We start from the raw sequence: 1,858 nt of genomic DNA on the forward strand, positions 1-1,858 counted from the left end.
TTCCTAGGGAGCATTCTGCTCGCCGCAGTTCTGGCCAATACCTACGTCCGCCGAATGATCACGGGAGAGAAGTGATGGCTGCCCCGATCCTCGAAATGGTCGACATTCGCAAGCAGTTTGGTCACATCATAGCCTTGTCTGGAATCTCTTTCGACGTGCAGGCCGGCGAGTGCCATTGCCTCCTTGGCGACAACGGCGCAGGCAAGTCGACTTTGATCAAGACTATGTCCGGCGTGCATGTGCCTTCCCAAGGGGAAATAAGAGTCGGTGGGCAAGTCGCCTACTTCACCACTCCTCGAGACGCGATGGCGGGGGGCATCGCAACGGTCTATCAGGACCTCGCGATGATCCCCTTGATGAGCGTTGCGCGAAACTTCTGGATGCGCAGAGAGCCCCAGAAGGGCATCTGGCCTTTCCGCCGTTTTGATCTCGAGACGGCCGACGCGATCACCATGCAGGAAATGCGGCATATGGGCATCAACCTGCGCGAGCCCAGCCAGGCAGTGGGGACCCTTTCGGGCGGTGAGCGCCAAACTGTTGCCATCGCGCGCGCGGTCTACTTCGGTGCGAAGGTTCTCATATTGGATGAGCCCACATCAGCCCTTGGGGTCCGGCAGACGGCCAATGTCCTCACGACCATCGACCACGTCCGAAAGAAGGGCATCGGCGTCGTGTTCATCACGCATAATGTCCGGCACGCGCTAGCAGTCGGTGACCGCTTTACGGTTCTCAATCGGGGCAAGACCTTGGGGACAGCGGACCGCGGTCATATCAGTGCCGAGGAGCTGCAAAATTTGATGGCAGGCGGACAAGAGCTTGCGCAGTTGGAAGCATCATTGGGGGGAACTGTCTGACTTGGTGGACCAACGAGCAAGCGCGCAAATGGGAAGAGTCAAGATGGCGAAGTATCTAAACGAACACAACTCGGCCGAAACAGTCAACGCGCGCATGGGCAACAACACCACCCCGCGCCTGCGCCAGGTTATGGGGTCCCTCGTCGCGCATCTGCATGCCTTCATCAAAGACGTCGAACCAACGGAAGAGGAATGGGGCATTGCCATCGAATTCCTCACGCGGACCGGTCAGATCTGCAGTCAATCGCGGCAAGAGTTCATTTTGCTTTCCGATGTGCTCGGGGTTTCCATGCTGGTTGACGCGATCAATCACCGGAGGCCGAGCGGTGCGACGGAGAGCACGGTATACGGCCCATTCCATGTCGACGGCGCGCCCGAAAGGCAGATGGGCGACAGCATTAACCTAGATGGTCTGGGAGAGCTTTGCTTGTATGAAGGGCGTGTTCTCGGCCTAGACGGACAGCCCATTGCCGACGCTTACATTGATGTGTGGTCTGACAATGAAGAGGGGTTTTACGATGTTCAGCAGCCAGACATCCAACCACCCTTTAACAATCGCGGCATCTTTCGGACGGGGGCGGACGGTCGCTACTTCTTCCGCGGCATTAAGCCTGTCTCCTATCCGATCCCCGACGATGGACCCGTTGGCCAGATGCTCGATAAGCTAGGGCGCCATCCTTACAGGCCGGCGCACATGCATTTCCTGTGCGGTGCTCCCGGATATGACCGCGTGTGCACGCATATTTTCGTGGCCGGCGACCGCTATATCGAGTCCGATGCGGTGTTCGGTGTGAAGGACTCGCTTATCGTCGATTTCGTTCCAGTTCGGGATGGCAACGTCAAATGGAAGGCGGAATTTGATTTCGTATTGAAGCGAGATTGAGTGTGAGGCTGGTCACTTGGGGCGCCAAGACCGCTTGGGAAAGTGAGCTTCGTGAAAGTCCCTTTGCTGGCCACGCTTATGTGAATGCCTATCTTTCACCCCGGCATCGCGACAACTGCGC

2 protein-coding genes are annotated in these 1,858 nt (G+C 57.6%); both read left to right on the forward strand.

Annotation, left to right across the window (positions count from 1 at the left end; genetic code table 11):
- The first annotated feature begins 74 nt into the window (after window positions 1-74).
- Window positions 75-854 (forward strand): ATP-binding cassette domain-containing protein, encoded by a 780-nt coding sequence (locus tag E5W70_RS32210; RefSeq protein WP_292665374.1) that lies wholly within the window; start codon window positions 75-77, stop codon window positions 852-854.
- Between the two features lie 43 nt (window positions 855-897).
- The gene (locus E5W70_RS32215; RefSeq protein ID WP_292665376.1) at window positions 898-1,737 is read left to right on the forward strand and encodes an intradiol ring-cleavage dioxygenase; all 840 of its coding nucleotides are present in this window, start codon (window positions 898-900) and stop codon (window positions 1,735-1,737) included.
- Window positions 1,738-1,858 lie beyond the last annotated feature (121 nt).

It is taken from the genome of Mesorhizobium sp., assembly GCF_005063415.1.
Taxonomy (GTDB): Bacteria; Pseudomonadota; Alphaproteobacteria; order Rhizobiales; family Rhizobiaceae; genus Mesorhizobium.